Origin of the sequence: Bacillus cereus group sp. BfR-BA-01316, from assembly GCF_022664195.1 — a bacterium.
In the GTDB taxonomy this organism is placed as follows: Bacteria; Bacillota; Bacilli; order Bacillales; family Bacillaceae_G; genus Bacillus_A.
This window is the reverse complement of record NZ_JAKUGX010000022.1, coordinates 52,763-75,646: the sequence shown is the minus strand read 5'-3', so window position 1 is coordinate 75,646 and position 22,884 is coordinate 52,763. Positions and strand designations below refer to the sequence as shown.

Below are 22,884 nucleotides of genomic sequence, written 5' to 3'. Positions count from 1 at the left end.
TGCAAGCTATTCACAAGATGTCGTTAATTAAATGATACCCATTTCTTTCCCTACTTTTTCATACTTACGAATTGCTTCATCTAACATTTCTTTCGTATGAGCTGCTGTAGGCATATTACGAACGCGTCCCATTCCTTTTGCTACGGTTGGGAATACGATAGATTTTGCGTATACGCCTTCTTCATTTAGACGTTTACTAAACTCTTGTGTTAATACTTCATCACCAATAATACAAGGTGTAATTGGTGTTTCACTTTCTCCAATGTTAAAGCCAAGTTCTTTTAACCCTTGTTTTAAATAGCGACCATTTTCCCATAAACGATCGTGTAACTCTGTGCTTTCCATTAGAATTTCAATTGATCTCATACAAGCAGCTGCATCAGCTGGTGTTAAAGCTGTTGAGAATAAGAATGGACGTGAACGTACTTTTAACCAATCGATTAAGTTTTGTTTCCCAGCTACATATCCACCAATTACCCCAATTGCTTTTGATAATGTACCAATTTGGAAATCAACTTTATCAGAAAGGCCGAAATGTTTTACAGTACCTGCACCTTTGCCAAGTACCCCTGAACCGTGTGCATCATCTACATATGTCATTAAATCCAGCTCTTCTGCAATTTCAACAATCTCTGGTAATTTTGCAATATCTCCATCCATTGAGAAAACACCGTCTGTAATAACCATTAATTTATTATAAAGACCTGATTCTTTTGCCTCGATTGCTTTTTTACGTAAATCTTCCATATCAGAATGCTTATAAACGATGATTTTCGCTCTTGATAGACGACTACCATCAATAATAGATGCGTGGTTTAATTCATCTGAAAGAATCGCATCATTTTTATCCATAACAGCTGAAATCGCTGCCATATTACAGTTAAATCCTGATTGATAAGCAATTGCTGCTTCTGTATGTTTAAACTTTGCAATTGTTTCTTCTAATTTAATATGCAAATCTAAAGTACCGTTAATTGTACGAACAGCTCCTGCTCCAACGCCGTACTTATGAATTGCACCAATTGCTGCTTCTTGTAAGCGATTATCAGTCGCTAATCCAAGATAGTTGTTTGAAGATAAGTTAATATATTCTTTTCCACTAATTGTAATAATCGGTCCATTTGGACTTTCCAGCGGATCAATTACGTTATAAAGCCCCTTTGACTTTAAATCCTCTAAATTTTCTTCTAAAAAGTTTGCAAGTGTTTTACTAGACATCGTGAAGCCTCCCATCGTTCATGTAAGCGGATTAATATCTCAATAATTCCAATAATCCCTCTACTAGCTTAACACGTTTTCGAAATTTGTTATAGAAAAATAGTTTAAAGAAAACGCTTACAGTTTTAGATTATATATTATTGAGTAAAAGAAATCTATTATTTACTTTTCATATTTGATAGAATTAAAAAAATATTTAAGGAGTTGAAAAAAAATGGAGTTTACAGAATCTGATGTGTACAACAACGAACCTTTTTTTAATCAATATATAAAACGGAGATATAGAACAGATAGCCCAAACGAATCACTTGAAAAACCAGCATTCTTTCAGCTCATTGGTAATGTAAAAGGAAAACAAATTCTCGATTTAGGTTGTGGTGACGCTAAATTTGGTGCGGAAGTATTAGAAAGTGACTGCCACTCTTACACTGGCATTGAAGGCTCACATCTTATGTATGAAAAAGCAGTAAAACAACTAGAAAATAAAAATGGCACCGTTCATTTTTTAAACCTCAAAGACTACACATACCCTCCTTCTACTTTTGATTTAGTAACATCCAGACTCGCCTTACATTATATTGAACATCTTCATATTATTTTTCAAAACGTGTTTCAAACTTTAAAAACAAATGGAACCTTTACCTTTAGTGTTCAACATCCGGTTATTACCTCTTCATTTGAAAGCTTACAAACGAGTGGTAAAAGAACTAGTTGGCTCGTCGATGATTATTTCAAAACGGGGAAACGAGTTGAGCCGTGGCTTAATAAAGAAGTTATTAAATATCATCGTACAGCTGAACAATATTTCACATTATTGCAACAAGCCGGATTTACAATTACAAACTTAAAAGAAGCTTCACCAAATAGAAACTGTTTTCAGAGTGAAGAAGAATACGAACGTCGCTTACGTATTCCCCTTTTCCTACTATTTTCTTGCAAAAAATAAAAAAAACGATGAATTACTCATCGTTTTTTTTGTTATCTCATCGCCTGAACAGCTTCTTTACGTACACTTCTTCCTCTTCCATGTGGAATACAGAGCGGTGTTCCAAATAACGGATCAGCGCTTATTTGACACTCCATACGGAATACATCACGAACTAACTTCTGATCAACAACTTCTTCTGGTTTACCTTGCGCATATATTTGTTTATCTTGAATAGCTACAATGTTGTCTGCATAACGACATGCCAAATTCAAATCGTGCAATACCATAACAATCGTTCTTTTCTCTGTTTCATTTAATTCGAATAATAAATCTAACACTTCAATTTGGTGAGTCATATCTAAATATGTAGTTGGCTCATCCAGTAAAATAATATCGGTATCTTGTGCAAGAGTCATTGCAATCCAAGCACGTTGACGTTGTCCACCTGAAAGAGCATGAACATCACGCTCAGCAAATTCAGTCATACCCGTTGCCGCAAGCGCTCTTTGTACCATTTCCTCATCTTTTTCTGACCATTGCTTGAGCCATGTTTGATATGGATAACGCCCTTGCTTCACAAGTTGCAATACTGTAAGTCCTTCTGGCGCTTGTGGCCCTTGCGGTAAGATTGCCATTTGACGAGCAATTTGCTTCGTTTGCATACTTTGAATCGCTTGATTATCTAATAAAATGTCACCAGTTGTTGGCTTTAATAATCTAGCTAGTGAACGTAATAAAGTTGATTTCCCACAACCGTTAGAACCGATAAAGATTGTAATTTCCCCTTTTGGAATTTCTAAATTCAACTCATCAATAATAATTGTTTCACCATACGACAGCGTCAAGCGTTTCGTCTCCAATGCTTTTTGCATATTCATCTCCCTTTATGAATTCCGACTTTTATAAAGTAAATAAATAAAATAAGGTGCACCAATTGCTGATGTAAATACCCCTGCTGGAATTTCAAGTGGTGTGAAAACTGTACGCCCAATTAAATCTGCAGCAAGTACTAGAATTGCACCGACAATAGCTGCAACTGGAAGTAATGCACCGTATAAAGAACCAACTAGTCTTCGAGAAATATGAGGTGCCATTAAACCAACAAATCCAATTCCTCCTGCGAAAGCAACTGCCCCGCCAATTAAAGCTGTACTAAGTAATAGCATGAATACGCGCGACTTTGTTAAAGGAATACCGAGTCCTACTGCAATATCATCCCCTAGCTCTTGGGCATTTAAATGTCTAGCCGCTATAAATGATATTACCGTTAAAATAAGAACCCACGGCGCAAGTACCATAACATTTTGCCATGAAGAACCGTAAACAGTACCTGTAATCCATACATTTGCTTGACTCGCTTGATAAATTGGTGCTAATAACATAAATAAAGTCGTTGCTGCTTTCGTTAATGCCCAAAATCCAACACCAATTAAAACAAGACTAATCGGTGATAACCCGTCATTTCTCCATGCAAATAAATATACAAATAACGCTACAATCGTTGCTCCAGCAAAGGCTGCGAGCGGCATATAATGAATGCTTACTGTTAGCGCATTATTTTTATCACTAAATATAGCTAAAAATAGTACAACTGCAACACTTGCCCCGCCCGTAATTCCGATGATATCAGGAGAAGCAAGCGGATTTCGAACGAGCCCTTGTAAAATACAACCCGCTACAGCAAGTGCGATTCCCACAAGGATCGCAATTAAAATACGCGGCATACGAAACTTATTTACAACCATATTTGACATCGCATCGCCATTTCCGGTAATCGCTTGCCATACATCATAAGGAGCAATTTTCATATCTCCCATACCTGCACTGGCAAAAAATAATCCTATTAAAATAGCTAGTAAACTTAATAAGATTAGACAAGCTCGTTTATACATTAAAAACGAGAGCCCCTCTTTTCCTATACGAAACGGAATATACTTCTTCATTTGCTAAGCCCTCTCTTACGTGCAATATAAATAAAGAATGGGGCCCCTATAAACGCTGTCATAACCCCTACTGGTACTTCTTGTGGCATAATGACATATCGTGCCGCTATATCAGCAAATAATAATAGTATGGCCCCTAGCAACCCGCTATACGGTACTATCCACCTGTGATCTACCCCAACAAGAGCTCTTGCAAAATGAGGAGTAACGATGCCAATAAATCCAATTGGACCAGCAACCGCAACCGAACCGCCTGACAACAGTACAATAATAAGTAATACTAATGATTTCATTAAAATAGTTCGTTGTCCGAGCCCCTTTGCGACATCTTCCCCCATCATTAATGTATTTACTTTCCCTGCCATCATAAGGGATGCAACCCAACCTACTAATAAGTATGGGAATACAGATTGTAATATTTCTATCTTTCTCCCTTGTACAGATCCAGCAAGCCAAAATAATACTTCCTCAAGAGCTTTTTCATTTAATACAAGTAACCCTTGTGTTAATGATGAAAACAAAGCACTTATCGCTACACCTGCTAAAGTTAACTTGAGCGGGGTTGTCCCTTCTTTTCCTAAAGAACTAGAAGCGAATACTAGTACTGCTGCAACTGCCGTTCCTAAAAAGGCTATCCAAGTGAAAGCTGATAATGATGTGACGGAAAAAATCACAATTGCTACAACTATGAAGAAAGCAGCACCTGAATTTAATCCGATGAAATCTGGAGCAGCAAGCGGGTTCTTTGTTAAAGTTTGCATTAAACAACCCGCAATGGCTAAACTAGCACCAACACTAGCCGCAATTAACGCCCTTGGCAGACGCACATTTTGAATAATAATATGTTCATTTGAACCATTAAAATGGAAAAAAGCATCTAGCGCTAATTTCCAACTCGTATTTGTATATCCGAAAATAATACTTCCCCAAATACAAATAACGACTGCAATGATTCCAACAAATAATCCAATCCATTTTGCTTGATTTGTTTTTAATAACATGCAGCGTTTCCCCTTCAATGTATAATGATACGTTGTTAGTTTATTTCAACTTAATTCGCATTGTCAATAAAACTGATAATCATTTTCAGTGATATATATTGACAACCGAGCAGCAAAGTTTTAATATCATGCTTGCTATTGAAAAATTTTCTCAACATGTAGGGGGTACATAATGAATTTCATGCAAAAGAAATCGTTTACAGTATTTGTATTTCTACTAGCATTTTCACTGCTTTTAAGTGCTTGTGGAAAGTCAAATAACAAAGAAGAATCAACAAAAGAAGATAATAAAAAAGAAATGATTACGGTTGAACACGCAATGGGTAAAACAGAAGTTCCTGCTAATCCAAAACGTGTAGTTATTTTAACGAATGAAGGAACTGAAGCTTTACTTGAATTAGGTGTGAAACCAGTTGGTGCTGTAAAGTCTTGGACTGGTGATCCGTGGTATCCACATATTAAGGACAAAATGAAAGATGTAAAAGTTGTTGGTGACGAAGGACAAGTTAACGTTGAAACGATTGCTTCTTTAAAACCAGATTTAATTATCGGTAACAAAATGCGTCACGAAAAAGTGTACGAGCAACTAAAGGCTATTGCACCTACTGTTTTCTCGGAAACATTACGTGGTGAATGGAAAGATAACTTCACATTTTATGCAAAGGCTTTAAATAAAGAAAAAGAAGGTCAAAAGGTTTTAGCTGATTACGAATCACGTATGAAAGATTTAAAAGGCAAGCTTGGCGATAAAGTAAATCAAGAAATTTCTGTGGTCCGTTTCATGCCTGGTGATGTTCGTATTTATCACGGTGATACATTCTCTGGTGTTATTTTAAAAGAACTTGGATTTAAGCGTCCTGGTGATCAAAATAAAAATGATTTCGCAGAACGTAACGTATCTAAAGAGCGTATTTCTGCAATGGATGGTGATGTATTATTCTACTTCACATTCGATAAAGGCAATGAGAAAAAAGGTTCTGAACTAGAAAAAGAATATATAAACGATCCTCTATTTAAAAACTTAAATGCAGTAAAGAACGGAAAAGCATACAAAGTTGACGACGTTATTTGGAATACAGCTGGCGGTGTAATGGCTGCTAACTTACTACTAGATGACATTGAAAAACGCTTTGTTAAATAATTTCATTCTAACCAGCTCCCTCTTTTATGGAGCTGGTTTTTTCATTTCACTGAAGTGTCACATTATTTCATTTTGTATTTTTATTCCCGATATGTTATATTATAAAAGTAAATATAGTTTATTTTCTCTATATCAGAATAAATATTCCAATCTAAATTTTCTGATTTATCACTATTTTACTTTCTTTTAGAATTCAATTACTACATTTGAAAACGCTTATTATCTTGTTTTCAGGGAAAAATACAATAACGGTTGAAGGAAAATAGATTTTTTTAGAAATTTTCTTGCTATTTCCATATAATTCTATTGACTTCTAAATATTTTGTGAATTAAAATAATTACATAAATATCCGTTATACAGGATTAGGGGGAAACAAAAATGGATACAGCTTTAAAATTAAACAAAGCTGGAGAACAACAATCACCAAAAAAACATCCACCAGGATTATATTTGTTGTTCTTAACAGAAATGTGGGAAAGATTTAGTTATTATGGAATGCGTGGCCTTTTAGTTCTTTATTTAACAACTGCCGCTGTTAGTGGCGGATTAGGATTTGATAAGGCAGTCGCAGTGCAATTATATGGTACTTTTACAGCGGCAGTATATTTCATGCCAATTATAGGCGGATGGCTAACTGATCATTATATTACAAGACGTCATGCCATTACTCTCGGCGGAATTATTATGGCAATCGGTAACTTTGTACTCTTCTCAATGAATACAAAAACAGGGCTATTACTTGGATTAATACTATTAGTTATTGGTAATGGATTCTTCAAACCAAATATTTCTACACTGTTAGGTGAATTGTATGGCGAAAATGATTCACGTCGTGACAGTGCATTTACTATCTTCTATATGGGTATTAACGTAGGTGCTTTCTTCGCTCCACTTATTTGTGGATTTTTAGCAGAAGATTTCTTTAAAACAAGCGTTGATGGCGTTATTGTTATGGGATATAAATACGGATTCTTAGCAGCTTGTATCGGTATGATTATTGGACAAATTGTTTTCAACTTATTAGCTCCTCGCTACCTTGGTAAAGCAGGAACGACAGTTGTCGGTAAAAAATCAAAAAATCAACCTGCAATCGAAAAGAAACCTTTAACAAAACAAGAGAAAAATCGCACTTGGGCAATTGTAATTTTAACTTGTTTCGTAGTATTCTTCTGGGCAGGATTTGAACAAGCTGGTAGTTCTCTAACACTTTATACAAATAAATTTGTTGATCGTACAATTTTCGGTTGGGAAGTTCCAACATCTTGGTTCCAATCAGTTAACCCAGCATTTATCGTACTACTTGCACCATTCGTATCTATGTTATGGTTAAAACTTTCTAAAACAAAACGCGGTGATTTAAAAGTGCCAACAAAAATGGCATTTGGTATGATTTTACTAGGTATAGGTTATCTTGTTTTAACATTAGCAGTTCTAAAAACTGGAAGTAATGAAGCTGATATAACTGTAAAAGCAAACTTATTATTCATCGTTATCACTTATCTCTTCCATACAATTGGTGAGTTATTCTTATCACCAATCGGTCTATCAATGGTAAGTGCAATTGCTCCTGTAAAATTAGCATCATTATTAATGGGTGTATGGTTAGCTGGTACGGGTATGGCTAACTGGTTAGCAGGTAAACTTGCTTCCTTTACACAATCATTAGGCTATCTTGAAGTATTTGCAAGTATCGGTATTATCGTTATCGTCCTAGGAGTTGTACTTCTTCTCTGCTCTAAAAAAGTTGCAAGTATGATGGAATAACACAAAAAAGACGCTTCTAAAATTAGAAGCGTCTTTTCTATTACATCTCTTCTAAAGCCGTCACGTCCACGTGAACGCTCTCTCCTGGATTGGATACGTCATACACTTGAGCACTACCCTTCTGCTCATCACAGCTCTCAATCCATACGGGGACTCCCTCATATGTAACATCAATTCTACTTGAAGAAGATAATATCTGTTTCACACGTTTTACATCCATTATATTATTCCTCCTTTGGCTTACAACACTCCTTTCTATCTTTTCATATCCCTTCAGAATATATTCCGTCAATTTAGCATTTCAACCGATAGTTTGTTTCTTTCTCACACGCTAATATATACGCTCTCAAATCTTCCTATTATTACATCTTTTCCAAATAAAAAAAGACGTATATTTTACACGTCTTCTTTCCATAATATTCAAAAATTAAGAAAATAATGTTTTTACTACTTCACTTACTTTATCGTTATGAATTTGATAGTACACTTCTAACCCGCGTCTCTCAAAGCGTACTACTTTATTTTGTTTTAATTTCGTTAAATGCTGCGAAACAGTTGATTGCGGAATTTCTAATACCTCTTGTAATTGTGTTACATTACATGTTCCACGCTGCATTAGTTCCATTACTAAACGTAGACGTAGCGGATGAGCTAATGCTCTTAACATCTGTACGTCTTCTTCTGAAATACGACAGTCAAATTGGTTTTGGTTCATAAAATTCCCCTCATTTTCATTTTTTATTTTCTTTTTATTTATTTATATATCTGTTCTTATATTTCCTGTTACGACATAACTTTATCAACCTATAATGCTGAGAAAATTTTCCGACTTTTATCAGCACACAGTTCAAGAAAAAATCCCACCTGATTTTGAATATTATACTATATGATACAATAAAAAAGCAAAACAAAGGGATAGCAATACTTTGCTTACAAACGTTGTTTTATCAGGCTTTTTGTTATATTTTCACCTTACTGAAATGTACAGTAATGATATTGTAAAATATCGTCTATAATTGATAACCTATCGTAAAGTAATTTGACCATATTTAACCACTTTGTTACGATAAAAAGGAAATTTAAGTAAGGAGGATGATTTAATATTAAAAAATGGTTTATTATTGCGTTAATTAGCATTGCGGTTGGCTGGACTATTATCGATCACTTCCTATTAGACAACAAAGAAGATATAGCTTCAAAATCAAACACCCCCATTGGAACTGAAGTTGGCAATGTTGCCCGCAATTTCCTTCTGGAAACAACCACCGGTCAAGAAGTTCGCCTTACAGACTATAAAGGAAAAAAAGTAATATTAAATTTTTGGGCAAGCTGGTGTGGTCCATGCAAAATAGAAATACCTGATATGGAAAAGTTTTATCATGATACTAAAGATATGGGGATTGAAATTGTCGCTGTAAATGCGACAGCTACTGAAAAAGACCCGAACAATGTAAAACAATTTCTTGAAGAAAACAAATACACCTTCCCCGTCCTATTAGATCAGAAAGGACAGGCAAGTGCCGCATATCAAATCATCAGCATTCCAACATCTTTTGTCATCGATACAAACGGTGTCATTCAATATAAGCATGTGGGACCAATGACATATGAAAAAATGAAAGAATATGTAAATAATTTATAGAAGCGTATTCAAATCAATTTGATTACGCTTTTTGTCTACTTTATGAACAAAATGTTACTTTTAACACTATTATGGAATAATTATACTTTTTCACGTTGACAATAGTGTTGAAGGAGAATATACTAAGCATGTAAGTCGATTGTGAATAGTTTCACAAATAATGTGATTTTCTTCACATACAATAGATAGGAGTTGTCATTATTATGAGTACTTGGACACAAATTTATGACCCATTAAACAATATTTGGTTATCTGCACTAATCGCAGCACTTCCAATCTTCTGTTTCATCATTTGTTTAATGGGACTCAAAATGAAAAGTTACATCGCTGGGCTTTATAGTGTGATTGTCGCTATTATTCTTGCTATATTTGTTTATAAAATGCCCGCAACTGTAGCTGTAGCATCTGCCGGATTCGGTATTTTATCTGGATTTTATCCAATTTGTACTATCGTTATTGCAGCGATTTTCCTTTACAAATTAACTGTTAAAACAGAGCAATTCAACATAATTCGCGATAGTATTTCAAGCATTACAAATGATCAACGTTTACAAGTATTATTAATTGCTTATTCTTTCGGTGCTTTCTTAGAAGGCGCAGCTGGTCTAGGGGTTCCAGTTGCTATTACAGCTGCATTACTTGTAGGTATGGGCTTTAATCCATTAAAAGCAGCAGGTATTTGTTTAGTAGCTAACATCGCTGGTGGTGCTATGGGTGCTATGGGTATCCCAGTTACAGTACCAGCACAATTAACTGGACTCGACGCATTAACTATAGGTCGTCAAACTGTTCTTATTTTACCATTCATTAGCATTATTTTACCTTTCTTACTTGTTTCAATGGTCGATGGAATTAAAGGTATTAAAGAAACTTGGCAAGGTATTCTTGTAAGTGGTGTTTCTTTCGCAATTACTCAGTTCCTTGTAACTTACTTCTTAGGTGCAGAACTTACTAATATTTTCGCAGCCGTTGTAAGTATGGTCTCTCTTGCATTATTCTTACGTGTTTGGCAGCCAAAATCTTCTGCTAAAGAAGAAAAACAAGAAGAAAAAGAATCTCATACATTCAATCAAATTTTATATGCTTGGTCTCCATTCGTATTCTTAACTGCATTCGTAACAATCTTTAATTTAAAACCGATTAAAGCTTTATTTGCTCCAGATGGTCCATTAGCAAACTTAGTATTTAACATTCAGTTCCCTGGTCTTCATAATATGGTTATGAAAACTGCACCAATTACAAAAGCTGATACACCTTTCGCAGCGATTTTCAAATTTGATGTATTCTCTTCTACAACTACTGCGATTGTATTAGCAATTATCGTTTCACTTATCGTTTACCGCGTAAATGGTAAAATGATTAAAGAACTAATGATTGAAACAATTAAAGAACTAAAAGCTCCAGTATATACAATTTGTAGCGTTATCGCTTTAGCTTACGTAGAGAACTATTCTGGTATGTCATCTACACTTGGACTTGCATTCTCTTCTACTGGTAATGCATTCCCAGTTCTTTCTCCAATCTTAGGATGGATTGGCGTATTCATTACAGGATCAGTAGTATCAAGTGGTTCATTATTCGCACCGCTTCAAGCAGTAACTGCAGATCAATTAAACATCGTTCCTTCTACACTCGTTGCGTTAAACGTAGTAGGTGGTACAATGGCGAAAATGGTTTCACCACAATCTGTAGCAGTTGCTTGTGCAGCAGTTGGACTAGTTGGTCAAGAATCTGCCTTATTTAAAACAGCAATGAAATACAGTTTAATCTTCTTAGCTGTTATTAGCTTACTTCAATTAAACGCTGTATTTAATATCTTCTAAAAAAAAGCACCGATCCAAATGGATCGGTGCTTTTTACATTACATTTTTTTACCCCGCTATTTGTGGGCAGTAAGACTCCCACCTCAAAATTCGGCGAATGTAAGGGAGTCGGGCTGCCCGTAAAAGCCCGATTGGTGAAGGCTAATAATCAGTGGGGGATGGCCCCCACTGATTAAAGTTTCACTTCATTCTTTAATAAAGAAGCTCCAGCAATTTCAGGATGCGTCATTTCGTATGGATCCAAAATAATATCAAGCTCTTCTGCTGTAAGTACACCATGTTCTAAACATAGCTCCCTAACAGATTTTCCTGTCGCAATTGCTTCACGTGCAATACGAGAAGCTGCTTCATAACCAATATGAGGATTCACTGCTGTAATAACTCCAACACTTTTTTCAACATATTGCTTAAGCAACTCTTCATTCGCTGTAATTCCTTTAATACAATATTCACGGAATACACGGAATCCATTGTTCATAATACTGATGGATTGAATTAAATTAAATACTAATACCGGCTCCATTACATTTAACTCTAATTGTCCAGCTTCTGACGCTAAGCAAATTGTATGATCATTTCCAATTACTTGGAAAGCAACTTGGTTAATTACTTCTGCCATAACTGGATTTACTTTACCCGGCATAATAGATGAACCTGGTTGACGAGCTGGTAATTGAATTTCCGCCAACCCAACACGTGGACCAGACGCCATAATACGAAGGTCATTTGCAATTTTAGACATATTCATCATACATACTTTTAGTGCTGCAGATACTTCTGTATACGCATCTGTATTTTGCGTCGCATCAACTAAGTGCTCTGCACCAACAAGAGGGAAACCACTAAAAGCTCGTAAATGCTTCACAACTTGTTCTATATAAGTAGGGTTTGCATTTAATCCCGTACCGACAGCTGTCGCACCCATATTAACTTCGTATAAATGTTGACGAGACTGTTTAATTCTTTTTATATCACGCTCTAGCACTCTGCTATATGCTTCAAATTCTTGTCCAAGGCGAATTGGAACTGCATCTTGCAAATGTGTACGCCCCATTTTAATGACGTGATCAAACTCTTTTGCTTTATCATGAAAAGCAGAGTGAAGTTCTTCCATTGTAACAAGAAGTTCTTCTAGCATCATAAGAGTTGCAATATGAATCCCAGTTGGGAACGCATCATTTGTTGATTGCGCCATATTCACGTGAGTGTTTGGGCTAATTTTCGCATATTCACCTTTTTCGTATCCCATACGTTCTAACGCTCTATTAGCAATTACTTCATTAGTATTCATATTAATTGAAGTACCTGCCCCGCCCTGAATTGGGTCTACAATAAATTGATCATGGAACTTTCCATCCACAATCTCTTGTGCAGCTTCTGCAATTTCTTGTCCGATATCTTTAGCTAAGTAACCTGTATCTATATTCGCAAGCGCTGCCGCTTTCTTTACAATTGCCATTGCCGTAATGAGTGACGGATGAATGCGGTATCCTGTAATAGGAAAGTTTTCTACGGCACGTAATGTTTGTACACCATAATAAGCTACACTCGGTACTTCCTTTTCACCTAAAAAATCTTTTTCTATACGTATATCCTTCGTTGCTATCATTTTTCATCACCTATACTTTTCATTCTAAATCCTTATCTAAAGAATTCGCCCTATAAAATACGAGTATCATTAAAAGAATTCTTCAGTATCCACCTTCACTATATAGCACCCTTTTTGAAAGCGCAAACATTTATTTTTCTATATATACTTTTTATTAAAGTTTATATAATAGAAAATCCATTCATTCTTCTACTTTCTTTATTTCAACTCGCTTAATTTGATGCATATCCTTTTCAAGAACTTTAAAAGAAAAGCCGTGTTTCTCAATAATATCTCCCTCAGCAACGATTTGTTTTTGTACCATAATCCAACCACCAATTGTATCAACATCATCAGCGACCAAATGTATGCCAAATAAATCATTTACTTCGCTAATCAGTACTTTCCCATCTACAATTTTACACACCGCACTTATATGTTCTATAGGTGGATGCTCATCTTCATCGTATTCATCTCGGATTTCTCCAACAATTTCTTCTAAAATATCTTCCAATGTAACAATCCCTGCTGTGCCACCATATTCATCATATAATACAGCTAATGGAATGCGCCTTCTTTGCATTTGCAATAGTAAATCATGGATTGCGATATTTTCTAACACTTCAATAACTGGACGTGTATATGGTGTAATCGAACACTCTTCATCTCGATTACCATCCATATAACGAATAAATAAGTCCTTTACATTAACCATCCCAATAATTTCATCTTTATCTTCACCAAATACTGGATATCTCGTATATTTTTCTTGTGCGATTACTTTAATATGTGTCTCAAACGGCTCATCTTCATATAAACCAACAACTTCAGTACGAGGTACCATGATTTCCTTTGCTACCCTGTTATCAAATTCAAAGATGTTATTTACATATTTAAATTCAGTTTGATTAATCTCGCCACTCTCATAACTCTCAGACAAGATTAATCTTAGTTCTTCCTCAGAATGCGCAACTTCATGTTCAGATGCAGGATGTAAACCAAATAAGCCTGTCACAAATCGTGCAGAGCCATTTAAAGCCCAAATAAATGGATACATAACTCGGTAAAAATAAATAATTGGTTGCGATAATAATAAACTAACTTGCTCTGCTTTTTGGATAGCTAACGTCTTTGGAGCAAGTTCACCAATTACAACATGTAAAAATGTAATGACTGCAAATGCAATAATAAATGAAGCCGTACTTGCAATTGCAGGAGATAAATCCAATTTTAAAAACAGCGGTTCGAGTAAATGTTTAATCGTCGGCTCTCCTAACCACCCGAGCCCTAAAGCAGTAATCGTAATTCCTAATTGACATGCCGATAAATACTCATCTAAATTTGAAGTTACTTTTTTAGCTGCCAATGCGCCTCGTCTTTTTTCACTAACGAGTTGATCGATACGACTGCTACGCACCTTTATAATTGCAAACTCTACAGCTACAAAGAAACCTGTTAGCGCAATAAGAACAGCTACCATCAATAATTTAAAAATATCCACATATGTCCTTTAGCCTTTCTTAGCTAAAGTTACACCTCCTTTAAATAAAGAAGTTTCACTTTAGTTTCTTCATTTACTTGAAAGCAACCCTATATAAAATTCACCAATTTTCAGCCCTCATACAATTCTAATGGCAAACCGTCGGGGTCTTGGAAAAAGACGAATTTTTTTCCCGTTATTTCATCAACACGTATCAATTCTGTCTCAACATCGCATTGATTTAAATGTTTAACAGCTTCTTCTATATCCGTAACAGCAAAGGCTAGATGTCTAAGTCCAGCAGCCTCTGGAAAGCTTTGGCGCTTCGGTGGACTTGGGAATGAAAACAATTCAATTTGATACTCTCCCCCTACACATAAATCTAACTTATAAGAATTTCGTTCCTTTCTGTATACTTCATTTATCGCTTTGAAACCTAATATTCTTGTGTAAAAATCTTTTGACACTTCATAATTCGAACAAATAATTGCAACGTGATGTACTCTACATATATTCATGATTCCTCTATTCCTCTCTTTACCAAACATGCATATTCTCCCTTTAAATGAAAAACATATATATCAGAATATCTCTTTTAGGAGGCTTATTATGAAATTTATCACTTTCTTTGTCGGACTTATCGTCGTCTTCTTGCTCGCCTATATTGCTAGTAACAATAAAAAACATATTAAATTCAAGCCAATTTTCATCATGCTTATTATACAGTTAATTTTAACCTATTTATTATTAAATACAGAAATTGGCCTCGTACTTATTACGATAATTTCTAATTTGTTTACAAAGTTACTCGACTACGCTGCATCTGGTATAAATTTTGTATTTGGCGGTCTTGCAAACAAAGGTGAAATGTCATTTTTCCTTAACGTATTATTACCGATTGTCTTTATCTCCGTCTTAATTGGTATATTACAACATTTCAAAATACTACCATTCTTCATTCATTGGATTGGTTTCTTTCTTAGCAAAATAAATGGTCTTGGGAAATTAGAATCTTACAACGCCATCGCTTCCGCTATTGTCGGCCAATCAGAAGTTTTTATTACGGTAAAAAAACAATTAGCCCAAATCCCAAAACATCGGCTTTATACACTTTGCGCCTCTGCTATGTCAACAGTATCTATGTCCATTGTCGGTGCCTATATGACAATGATCGAACCAAAATATGTAGTAACCGCACTCGTTCTCAATTTATTTAGTGGTTTTATTATCGTACTCATTATTAATCCTTACGACGTTAACGATAATGAAGATATTTTGGAAATCAAAGGGGAAAAACAAAGTTTCTTTGAAATGCTTGGAGAATACATTCTTGATGGTTTTCGCGTAGCAATTGTCGTCGGCGCTATGCTCATTGGATTCGTCGCATTAATGAGTTGCATTAATGACCTATTCCTCATTATATTCGGCATTACTTTCCAACAACTAATAGGCTATGTATTTGCCCCTATTGCATTTCTTATCGGCGTACCAAGTTCTGAGATTGTCACAGCTGGTAGCATTATGGCAACAAAGCTTGTAACTAATGAATTCGTTGCCATGATGGACCTTAGCAAAATTTCCAGTACTCTCTCTACCCGTACAATTGGTATCATTTCTGTCTTCCTCGTTTCTTTTGCCAACTTCTCTTCCATTGGAATTATTTCAGGTGCGGTAAAAGGATTAAACGAAGAACAAGGAAATGTTGTTGCCCGCTTCGGCCTAAAATTACTATACGGAGCTACTCTTGTTAGCATTTTATCTGCGATTATTGTAAGTATTATGCTTTAATTAGGAAAAATTTTATCATTTTCTTATCCCTGTCTTTTGTATACAATAACGAATAGATGTCTTATAAATAATCAAGACATCTATTTTTTATACATGTACAATACCTTTTATTTAGCGTACAATATTTTTTATGTGTCTTAATACGCTTCTAGATGTATACACTTTGATTGTTTTAAAGGAGAAAAAATGATGAAATCCGACATTAACAACGAAACTCGAGCCAAAAAAGGACGTTCGAAGAAAAAGCGCCTACTTTGGTTCATTCTTATTCCTTTACTTATTGTAGCAATGGGAGCAGGAGGCTATTCCTTCCATATATACAGTAAAGCAAAATCCGTCTTAAGCAACGCCTATTCCGAATTAGGCCGAGGAGATAAATCCAGCAAACGTGAAAAAGCTGTAAAGCCTATGACTGACAATATTTCTGTTCTTATCATGGGTGTTGATGAAAGTGATATTAGGGAAAAAGATTACGGAAAAGCGACTCGTACAGATGCATTACTACTTGCAACAATTAATAAAAATGATAAATCTGTTAAACTAGTCAGCATTCCACGTGATTCACGCGTCTACATTAAATCACGTGATAAATATGATAAAATTACACATGCACACGTATTTGGTGGTGTGGACAGCACAATTGATACAGTAGAAAACTTTTTAGATGTCCCAGTTGATTACTATGTAAAATTTAATTTCAAATCATTTATCAATATTGTTGATTCCCTCGGTGGTATTACTGTCGACGTTCCAGTTGAGTTCACAGAACAAAATAGTAGCGACGAAGCAGATGCTATTCACCTCAAAAAAGGGCGCCAACATTTAAATGGGGAAGAAGCACTTGCACTGGCTAGAACTCGTCATATTGATAGTGATTATATGCGTGGTCAACGACAACAACTTGTTTTAGAAGCTATTGCTGAAAAAGCACTATCGCTCAATTCCGTTAATAAAATCGGAAGCTTATTAGATGCTGTCGATAACGACTTAAAAACAAATTTAACTTTTGATGATATGATGGCTATTGCAAAAAATTCAATGGATTCAAATTTAAAAATGGATAAGCTACAAGTAGAAGGTACTGATAAATATATAGGTGGTATTTATTATTACGTTCCGAACGAAAAAAGCGTTCAGGATATATCGACAACACTGCAAGAACATCTTGATGTTACGAATAAAAATGAGCATAAAAAATTATAATAAAAAGGCTGCTAGATCTTTCTAAGCAGCCTTTTTATTATAATTTTCAACATATTTCTCATGCATATTGTGACAAAAAGAGACAATTATTACAACAGTGTAACATTTTTTATGAAAACATTACACACATAGTGAAAATAATAGTATACTAGTACGTACATAATGTTATTTTCATCATTTTTATACAAAAAATGTAATACATATATTTATACAAATTTTTCTGGGGGGAAATAAATGAAGCTAAGCAAAATACTGATCGGTTCCGCTATTGCTGGTGGCATTTTACTTTGTGCTGGTGGGGTTGGTGGATATCAATATGTATCCAAATTAAATAATCAACTAAATACAACTGCACTACCCAACACTACATTTGAAGGTATTTCTCTTGATGGAAAAAATAAAGCAGATATTCAAGCTATTGTTAATCAAAAGGTGAATGAATTAAATCAAAAATCTCTTAACTACGTATTCCAAAATGATAAACAAAATTACACATGGAAAGATTTAGGGGTAGATTATAAAGAGAAGGATATTGTCGACAATATCTTTAAAGAACAAGAAGGGAACGTAATGAATCGTTACAACATGCGTAAGCAAGCTGAAAACGGTGAAGTAAAACGTGACTATAAATTAACACCACAATTAAATACAACAACTTATGAAACCTTTATAAAGGATAAATATAATGAAACATTAAAAAATCCTGTCAACGCCGAATTAAGTGTTGAAGGCTCTACAGTAAATATTAGCCAAAGTCAAAATGGGGAAAAAATTGATAAAGGAAAATTAACCGATTTAACGAAACAGGCTATTACTTCTGGCACATCCGATGTTGCATTACCAGTTACACTAATAAAACCTGAACGTTCTACAGAAGATATACAACAAATGGGGATTAAAGAAGTGATTGCTGAATACTCTACCCCAATGGCTGGCCGTAATGGAAATCAGTCCTATAACGTAAATAAGTCAGCTAATACTTTAAGTGGAGTTATTGTAGCACCTGATGAAACGTTTAGTTTTAATGGCCGTGTTGGCGTAACTGATGCTGCACATGGTTATAAATCCGCAGCAGTATATTCACAAGGTAAAATTATACAAAGTGCAGGCGGAGGCGTTTGCCAAGTAAGTAGTACTTTATACAGCGCAGCTTTAAGGGCAGATTTAGGAATTGTTTCTCGAAGCAATCATTCTATGCCCGTAAATTATTTACCACTTGGGCAAGATGCAGCAGTGGCAGATTATGGTCCGGATTTAAAATTTAAAAACAATACAGGTAAGCATATTTACATTCAAGCATTTTCAAATGGCGGTAGTATTACTACACGTATTTTCGGTACAAATACTGGTAAAAATGTTGAAGTTTCTTCTCAAGTAATTAGTAATACTGGTGATAAAATAACAGCGGTTACGTATAAAAAAGTAACACAAAACGGTGAAGTACTCTCAAATGGACAAATTTCAAAAAGCGTATATAAAAGTGCCCCAAAACAATGAGGTAATATCAAACGGACAAATTTCAAAAAGTGTATACAAAAAGGCGTGATCTACTCACGCCTTTTTCTTTTGCAATAATAGTAAAAAAATTTCCAGATGATCTTTCGTTTCTTCTAAAGACCACACACGATTTCCTTGCTTCGCAGCTAATACGCACGCTTCTTCCCACGCGCTCTTTTTCTTCATATTTACTAATTCATCGCGTAATTTCAAAACAATTTCTTCGTCTTCTTGCTCTATAAACTCTTCCATCACGCTTACTATTTCATCCTCATGAACACTTAACGTACAGTACGATTTAAGAAAGTATTGTAATGTCGTATACATATATACTCCCCCCTTTATTTATCTGATGGATAAGAAGTAATAATCTTAAATCCTAGATCTCCTGATTTATCTCTCGCTAAAACAGTAACAGTCTTTACTAGTTTGTCTTTTACATTCATATTTTTCTTTATTACCGTTTTTCCAACTGGGAATGAATGAGTTGTATTCAATACAAGGCGAGCCTCTTTAGAGTTTTTCAACCAATCCTGAATTTCTTTATCATGTTGTTTTAAACTATCTTTCACAGCCTTTGTCGCTGTTTCCTTATCATAGTATGTACTTGCCGCTGAAACTTTATCTGTCTTCAAACGATTCTTCAAATCCTCTTCTGATTTGCCTACATGCCTTTCAATCGTATGACCATTTTTAGGTGGCCCTTCCATTTCATCTAAAATATTATCACTAATTTTTTCTACTGATGTAGAATGATCCTCTTTTGGTTTTTCTGTTTTTTGTTCTTTTCCTGCACATCCACTTAAAATCAGCATTAGTGCCAATAAACCACTCAAGAAAAGACTACTTAGTCGTTTCATCGTATCACCTCTTCCATGATTATTATCGTAACTCCACTAAAAGTCAATTTCACAAAGAAAAAGTGTATACAGTTTTAAAATCCCTCATTCATTTTGCTATATTTGCCAATCCACTTTCATCAAACCACTGTTTTTCGCCTGCATTAAAATATACCCCCATGTTTTTCGGATTATTTCCCAGATAAAAACGCCAACTAAAACACTCCATAAACCCTTTAAATATAGGATTAATGGAGTGTTTTTTAAACAAACTAAATATACCCCTGATTTTATATACCAAATACCCATAAAGGGTATTGGGTATCGTTCGTATCGACAAATATCTATATTATGTAAATTTACACTTGCCTATACAATTGAAATATGATGTAATTCAAAAAAAGATAAAGGATTTTACACTATGACAGAAACCATTCAAAATTTCTTAACGGAATATTACTCAATCGCAATACCACTTAGTATCTTGATCAATATTGTTATTAGTCTATTAGGTGTTATTCCTAGCATCTTTTTGACGGCCATTAATATACAGCTCTTCGGTGTAACAAATGGCACAATCATTTCGATCGCAGGTGAAGCATTAGGGGCTATTATCTCGTTTTATATTTATCGCATAGGCCTTCAAAAATTCACTCACGACAAAGTAAATAAGTACCCAAAGGTAGAGCGTCTCCTGTACGTAGAAGGCAAAGAAGCCTTTCTACTCGTTCTATCTTTTCGTTTTATCCCTTTCATTCCATCAAGTATCGTTACTTTGTTTGCAGCTCTAGGCAAAATGTCATTACTCTCCTTCAGTATTGCCAGTACAATAGGTAAAATACCGGCCTTATCGATTGAAGTATATTCGGCATACCAAGTTATGAACGGAACAAATGAAGCGAAATGGATTGTAACAATCGCAGGTTGTATCGGATTATTTTATTTGTGGAAAAAATGGAGAAAAAAATAAAGAAGGAGCATATGCTCCTTCTTTATTTTTGAGGTATTTTATTAATAACTATCCTTTAAAGCTTTAGTTTACACCAACAGCACTAAATGATTGCTTAACTGCTGTTACTTCAGCAGAACTCGCACCATATAAATCAGCAGCAGCTTGTACTGCGCCAGCACGAGCTTGACTAAATGTAGTAGATTGCGTGAAATACTGTGTATTTGCACGGTAGTAAATCGCACCCAATTTATCTTTACTGATACCAGCTACAGTCACACCAGAATGCGTACCACCATTTGCTAATAGATAAGCTTGTTTGTTAATAATACCACTGTTTGTATGAACGCCACCGTTATCACTTGAACCAGTGTAACGCTTAGAATAATGATCTGGATCACCATACTTCGCAGGATCACTCATAGAACGAAGTGCATCTCCTGCTTGTCCAGGTGTATAAATATCTTCACCAATCTCCCAATCTGGGTTACGGTTATCATAGAATTCTACTAAAGTACCAAAGATATCAGAAATTGCTTCATTTAATGCTCCTGATTCATTTTGATAAATTAAATCCGAGCTATTTTCCGTAACAGCATGTGTTAATTCGTGTCCAATTACATCAATTCCACCAGATAATGAAGTGAATGTTACACCATCACCATCTCCGTATACCATTTGTGAGCCATTCCAGAATGCATTATTATACTTACTTCCGTAATGAACTGTTGATTTTAATGGCGCTCCTGCATCATTGATAGAGTTTCTGTTAAATGTAGCTTTATAATAATCATATGTTTTACCTGCATAGTAATGAGCATCAACTGCCGCTGCATCATATGCTGCATTAAAAACATTATCTGCATCTGCCCATAATGTTCCTGGTAACGTCGAACGATTTTTCGCATCATATGTGAAAATCGTTGCTCCACGTGTATTATCTTGCAAGTAGTAAGATGATCCCGATAACGTTGTATTAAGCGATTTCGTATCTCCTAATACACCTTTACCAGTTCCCACTTTATTCGTTCCTGTTACAGGCTTTACAACCGCTTTTGCATCCTGTTTAGGAGCATCTTGCTTAACTGGTGACTTATCATCATTCGTTACATGATCAAGTTTATTATATTTATTTAACACTTTACCGCTTTCCGCCTCAATGAAATAATAATAGTTTCCTGGATTTGGCTCTAAGAAGTTTAAATTCACAACATATGCATATGTTGTTTCTTCACCGTTTTGATATACATATAAGTCCGCTTTTGGTTCTACCTCATATTTAGGTGTTACTCCTAAATCTTGCTGCGCGATTTCAATCGCTTTTGCGCCTTCAATCTTATTTTTATTTTTCAACTTTTCCTTTTTGTCTAAATCAGGTGCAACTGTTCCAGACAATACTTTTAAAGAACCATCTTTACTTACGTGAGCTACTTGAGTAGAACCCCATACAGGCACTCCCTCGTAAACTTGTTGCATACGCACTACCGTTGAATCAGTTACTGCATCTTTCTTCACTTGTTTCACTTTGAAAGAATCTTGCGCACTCTTTTCCCCTAGCTTATAATCACCTTTTGCCGCGTTTAAGTAATCAAACACAACAGATTCCGCTTTCTTGCCAGTTGCTCCAGTTAGATCACCAGAAATAAATTCAGGTGACTGCACCGTCTCATTGTACTTCTTCGTAGAGAGTACATTTTTAGAATCCGCAAACGCAGAGCCTGTCCCTCCAAACGTTGTAACTGCCATTCCTGTCGCTAAAACTAATGCTAAACTCTTCCTTTTCATATAACCTTCCCCCTAATAAAAAATTTTTGAAAAAGAGTAATTTTATATTAGCATTATGTTTCCACTATTAATATACTAAAAATTCAAATAATTAATTTCTCAAGTTTTGTAGAATTTTGAGGAACAAATATTGAAAAAACCCCTTTCCGATTGGAAAGGGGTTTTTACTAAGAGTTTACTACTTCAACTACCTTCTCTCCTTGGCCATAGATATCCGATGTCCAAGCATATTGTGGCTCCAATACCACTAATACAGCTACCAAAGCCAAAGCACCAATAATTATTTTTTTCATA

23 protein-coding genes are annotated in these 22,884 nt (G+C 35.2%); 9 read left to right on the top strand and 14 right to left on the bottom strand.

The features are described from left to right. Positions 1-27 precede the first annotated feature (27 nt). On the bottom strand, positions 28-1,218 hold the full coding sequence (locus MR071_RS16845; protein ID WP_078180279.1) for a glycine C-acetyltransferase: 1,191 nt from the start codon (positions 1,216-1,218) through the stop codon (positions 28-30). A 214-nt stretch (positions 1,219-1,432) separates the two neighbouring features. On the opposite strand from MR071_RS16845, the gene MR071_RS16840 reads away from it, so the two are divergent. Further along, a complete protein-coding gene (locus MR071_RS16840; RefSeq protein WP_242237051.1) occupies positions 1,433-2,164 on the top strand; it encodes a class I SAM-dependent methyltransferase in 732 nt (243 codons plus the stop codon). Between the two features lie 32 nt (positions 2,165-2,196). On the opposite strand, the gene MR071_RS16835 is transcribed toward MR071_RS16840, so the two are convergent. The 3 genes from MR071_RS16835 to MR071_RS16825 are packed head-to-tail and all read right to left on the bottom strand — an operon-like array spanning position 2,197 to position 5,090. Next, entirely contained in the window at positions 2,197-3,018 is an 822-nt protein-coding gene (locus tag MR071_RS16835; RefSeq protein WP_105586133.1) for an ABC transporter ATP-binding protein, read from the bottom strand. Between the two features lie 12 nt (positions 3,019-3,030). Beyond that, positions 3,031-4,089 (bottom strand): FecCD family ABC transporter permease, encoded by a 1,059-nt coding sequence (locus MR071_RS16830; protein WP_105586134.1) that lies wholly within the window; start codon positions 4,087-4,089, stop codon positions 3,031-3,033. Next, positions 4,086-5,090, bottom strand: coding sequence for a FecCD family ABC transporter permease (locus tag MR071_RS16825; RefSeq protein WP_105586135.1), 1,005 nt, complete (start codon positions 5,088-5,090; stop codon positions 4,086-4,088). The genes MR071_RS16830 and MR071_RS16825 overlap by 4 nt, the downstream gene beginning before the upstream one ends. Before the next feature lie 172 nt (positions 5,091-5,262). On the opposite strand from MR071_RS16825, the gene MR071_RS16820 reads away from it, so the two are divergent. After that, a complete protein-coding gene (locus MR071_RS16820) occupies positions 5,263-6,231 on the top strand; it encodes an ABC transporter substrate-binding protein (protein WP_242237049.1) in 969 nt (322 codons plus the stop codon). A 379-nt stretch (positions 6,232-6,610) separates the two neighbouring features. After that, entirely contained in the window at positions 6,611-7,996 is a 1,386-nt protein-coding gene (locus MR071_RS16815; protein WP_242237046.1) for a peptide MFS transporter, read from the top strand. Between the two features lie 40 nt (positions 7,997-8,036). On the opposite strand, the gene MR071_RS16810 is transcribed toward MR071_RS16815, so the two are convergent. Further along, positions 8,037-8,216, bottom strand: a complete 180-nt coding sequence (locus MR071_RS16810; protein WP_002010492.1) for an acid-soluble spore protein H — start codon at positions 8,214-8,216, stop codon at positions 8,037-8,039. Positions 8,217-8,423: 207 nt separating this feature from the next. After that, the gene (locus MR071_RS16805) at positions 8,424-8,711 is read right to left on the bottom strand and encodes an ArsR/SmtB family transcription factor (RefSeq protein WP_001075217.1); all 288 of its coding nucleotides are present in this window, start codon (positions 8,709-8,711) and stop codon (positions 8,424-8,426) included. Between the two features lie 387 nt (positions 8,712-9,098). Between MR071_RS16805 and MR071_RS16800 the strand changes: the two genes are divergently transcribed. Further along, positions 9,099-9,638 (top strand): redoxin domain-containing protein, encoded by a 540-nt coding sequence (locus tag MR071_RS16800; protein WP_309243138.1) that lies wholly within the window; start codon positions 9,099-9,101, stop codon positions 9,636-9,638. A gap of 203 nt (positions 9,639-9,841) precedes the next feature. Continuing rightward, positions 9,842-11,461: a lactate permease LctP family transporter gene (locus MR071_RS16795; RefSeq protein WP_105586139.1), complete on the top strand. Its 1,620-nt coding sequence runs from the start codon at positions 9,842-9,844 to the stop codon at positions 11,459-11,461. Between the two features lie 172 nt (positions 11,462-11,633). Here the strand turns inward: MR071_RS16795 and aspA are convergent, their stop codons facing one another. The 3 genes from aspA to gloA2 all read right to left on the bottom strand — a co-directional run bounded on the left by aspA (position 11,634) and on the right by gloA2 (position 15,047). Continuing rightward, positions 11,634-13,070 (bottom strand): aspartate ammonia-lyase, encoded by a 1,437-nt coding sequence (aspA, locus tag MR071_RS16790; protein WP_105586140.1) that lies wholly within the window; start codon positions 13,068-13,070, stop codon positions 11,634-11,636. A gap of 181 nt (positions 13,071-13,251) precedes the next feature. Then, positions 13,252-14,550: a hemolysin family protein gene (locus tag MR071_RS16785; RefSeq protein WP_242237044.1), complete on the bottom strand. Its 1,299-nt coding sequence runs from the start codon at positions 14,548-14,550 to the stop codon at positions 13,252-13,254. A gap of 110 nt (positions 14,551-14,660) precedes the next feature. Next, on the bottom strand, positions 14,661-15,047 hold the full coding sequence (gene gloA2 / locus MR071_RS16780; RefSeq protein ID WP_105586198.1) for an SMU1112c/YaeR family gloxylase I-like metalloprotein: 387 nt from the start codon (positions 15,045-15,047) through the stop codon (positions 14,661-14,663). A 91-nt stretch (positions 15,048-15,138) separates the two neighbouring features. On the opposite strand from gloA2, the gene MR071_RS16775 reads away from it, so the two are divergent. From MR071_RS16775 to MR071_RS16765, 3 genes are all read left to right on the top strand, one after another. Then, positions 15,139-16,317, top strand: coding sequence for a NupC/NupG family nucleoside CNT transporter (locus MR071_RS16775; protein ID WP_105586142.1), 1,179 nt, complete (start codon positions 15,139-15,141; stop codon positions 16,315-16,317). A 186-nt stretch (positions 16,318-16,503) separates the two neighbouring features. After that, a complete protein-coding gene (locus tag MR071_RS16770; RefSeq protein WP_305037873.1) occupies positions 16,504-17,520 on the top strand; it encodes an LCP family glycopolymer transferase in 1,017 nt (338 codons plus the stop codon). A gap of 234 nt (positions 17,521-17,754) precedes the next feature. Continuing rightward, complete coding sequence (locus MR071_RS16765; protein WP_242237040.1) at positions 17,755-19,017, top strand: VanW family protein; 1,263 nt, start codon at positions 17,755-17,757, stop codon at positions 19,015-19,017. A gap of 54 nt (positions 19,018-19,071) precedes the next feature. Here the strand turns inward: MR071_RS16765 and MR071_RS16760 are convergent, their stop codons facing one another. The 3 genes from MR071_RS16760 to MR071_RS16750 form a co-directional block, all read right to left on the bottom strand. Next, positions 19,072-19,344, bottom strand: a complete 273-nt coding sequence (locus tag MR071_RS16760) for a hypothetical protein (protein WP_242237037.1) — start codon at positions 19,342-19,344, stop codon at positions 19,072-19,074. A gap of 14 nt (positions 19,345-19,358) precedes the next feature. Beyond that, positions 19,359-19,877 (bottom strand): RNase A-like domain-containing lipoprotein, encoded by a 519-nt coding sequence (locus tag MR071_RS16755; protein WP_105586146.1) that lies wholly within the window; start codon positions 19,875-19,877, stop codon positions 19,359-19,361. An 88-nt stretch (positions 19,878-19,965) separates the two neighbouring features. Then, positions 19,966-20,127: a hypothetical protein gene (locus tag MR071_RS16750; protein WP_242237035.1), complete on the bottom strand. Its 162-nt coding sequence runs from the start codon at positions 20,125-20,127 to the stop codon at positions 19,966-19,968. Between the two features lie 150 nt (positions 20,128-20,277). Between MR071_RS16750 and MR071_RS16745 the strand changes: the two genes are divergently transcribed. Beyond that, positions 20,278-20,826 (top strand): TVP38/TMEM64 family protein, encoded by a 549-nt coding sequence (locus MR071_RS16745; protein ID WP_105586147.1) that lies wholly within the window; start codon positions 20,278-20,280, stop codon positions 20,824-20,826. Between the two features lie 63 nt (positions 20,827-20,889). Here the strand turns inward: MR071_RS16745 and MR071_RS16740 are convergent, their stop codons facing one another. Beyond that, a complete protein-coding gene (locus MR071_RS16740; protein WP_242237032.1) occupies positions 20,890-22,590 on the bottom strand; it encodes a M4 family metallopeptidase in 1,701 nt (566 codons plus the stop codon). A 167-nt stretch (positions 22,591-22,757) separates the two neighbouring features. After that, positions 22,758-22,883 (bottom strand): NprX family peptide pheromone, encoded by a 126-nt coding sequence (locus MR071_RS16735; RefSeq protein WP_131798947.1) that lies wholly within the window; start codon positions 22,881-22,883, stop codon positions 22,758-22,760. Position 22,884: the final 1 nt, after the last annotated feature.

Coding starts and splice junctions, on each gene's coding strand:
- MR071_RS16755 (WP_105586146.1), bottom strand. CDS start 19,877: ATGAAACGACTAAGTAGTCTTTTCTTGAGTGGTTTATTGGCACTAATG.
- MR071_RS16735 (WP_131798947.1), bottom strand. CDS start 22,883: ATGAAAAAAATAATTATTGGTGCTTTGGCTTTGGTAGCTGTATTAGTG.
- MR071_RS16775 (WP_105586142.1), top strand. CDS start 15,139: ATGAAATTTATCACTTTCTTTGTCGGACTTATCGTCGTCTTCTTGCTC.
- MR071_RS16815 (WP_242237046.1), top strand. CDS start 6,611: ATGGATACAGCTTTAAAATTAAACAAAGCTGGAGAACAACAATCACCA.
- MR071_RS16805 (WP_001075217.1), bottom strand. CDS start 8,711: ATGAACCAAAACCAATTTGACTGTCGTATTTCAGAAGAAGACGTACAG.
- MR071_RS16825 (WP_105586135.1), bottom strand. CDS start 5,090: ATGTTATTAAAAACAAATCAAGCAAAATGGATTGGATTATTTGTTGGA.
- gloA2 (WP_105586198.1), bottom strand. CDS start 15,047: ATGAATATATGTAGAGTACATCACGTTGCAATTATTTGTTCGAATTAT.
- MR071_RS16820 (WP_242237049.1), top strand. CDS start 5,263: ATGAATTTCATGCAAAAGAAATCGTTTACAGTATTTGTATTTCTACTA.
- MR071_RS16745 (WP_105586147.1), top strand. CDS start 20,278: ATGACAGAAACCATTCAAAATTTCTTAACGGAATATTACTCAATCGCA.
- MR071_RS16795 (WP_105586139.1), top strand. CDS start 9,842: ATGAGTACTTGGACACAAATTTATGACCCATTAAACAATATTTGGTTA.
- MR071_RS16845 (WP_078180279.1), bottom strand. CDS start 1,218: ATGTCTAGTAAAACACTTGCAAACTTTTTAGAAGAAAATTTAGAGGAT.
- MR071_RS16760 (WP_242237037.1), bottom strand. CDS start 19,344: ATGTATACGACATTACAATACTTTCTTAAATCGTACTGTACGTTAAGT.
- MR071_RS16740 (WP_242237032.1), bottom strand. CDS start 22,590: ATGAAAAGGAAGAGTTTAGCATTAGTTTTAGCGACAGGAATGGCAGTT.
- MR071_RS16835 (WP_105586133.1), bottom strand. CDS start 3,018: ATGCAAAAAGCATTGGAGACGAAACGCTTGACGCTGTCGTATGGTGAA.
- MR071_RS16770 (WP_305037873.1), top strand. CDS start 16,504: ATGATGAAATCCGACATTAACAACGAAACTCGAGCCAAAAAAGGACGT.
- MR071_RS16765 (WP_242237040.1), top strand. CDS start 17,755: ATGAAGCTAAGCAAAATACTGATCGGTTCCGCTATTGCTGGTGGCATT.
- MR071_RS16830 (WP_105586134.1), bottom strand. CDS start 4,089: ATGAAGAAGTATATTCCGTTTCGTATAGGAAAAGAGGGGCTCTCGTTT.
- MR071_RS16810 (WP_002010492.1), bottom strand. CDS start 8,216: ATGGATGTAAAACGTGTGAAACAGATATTATCTTCTTCAAGTAGAATT.
- aspA (WP_105586140.1), bottom strand. CDS start 13,070: ATGATAGCAACGAAGGATATACGTATAGAAAAAGATTTTTTAGGTGAA.
- MR071_RS16840 (WP_242237051.1), top strand. CDS start 1,433: ATGGAGTTTACAGAATCTGATGTGTACAACAACGAACCTTTTTTTAAT.